Below are 579 nucleotides of genomic sequence, written 5' to 3' on the forward strand. Positions count from 1 at the left end.
GTCGCATGCTGGTGCCTTTGACCTCGCTTTTCTATATCACGAGTCCAGCGCTGTTGTTCAATTAAACCAATAACAGATTGAGTGTCGGGAGCAAAAAGTAAGGTTGAGTGTACGAACATGGCGCGATGTCGATTGCCTTGATTGGAGTGCCCGAGTTCATCTCGAATGCTGCGATGGGAGTAACTGAGAGAAGTGGTGTCTTCTAAGGCAAGAAGTGTTTGTTGCTCTAATGCTTCTTGTGCGGTGACATAAAAACCCGCTTCTGCGATATCTTCTGCTTTGATTTGCTCATTACGGATGAAGCGATAAGCCCCTTCCATTTCAGCAGGGGAGATAATGAGTTTCGAGACGGGTACGCCAGGTTGCTCGGCCAGTGAGGCTGCGAGAGCAACGAGTCTTTGAGTGCGTCTAGGGTCATTAAGGTGGGCTTGACCGAACTGTTTTTGTGCCCAAAGGGTTGGCTCTATATAGGTCATGATAATCATCCTTGTCATTGCTTAGATGATCAGATCATGAAACCTAAAAATAGTTCAAAAAAAATCCCCAAGCGTGGCTTAGGGATTTGTGTATAAGAGACAG

Annotated in this window: 1 protein-coding gene; it reads right to left on the bottom strand. The window is 46.3% G+C overall.

Annotated features, from left to right (window positions below; genetic code table 11):
* The coding region (locus tag AB4371_RS21500) for a transposase DNA-binding-containing protein (RefSeq protein ID WP_372150644.1) at positions 1 to 476 on the bottom strand (476 nt) is incomplete at its 3' end.
* Positions 477 to 579 lie beyond the last annotated feature (103 nt).

It is taken from the genome of Vibrio sp. 10N.261.51.A3 (assembly GCF_041471965.1).
In the GTDB taxonomy this organism is placed as follows: Bacteria; Pseudomonadota; Gammaproteobacteria; order Enterobacterales; family Vibrionaceae; genus Vibrio; species Vibrio crassostreae_C.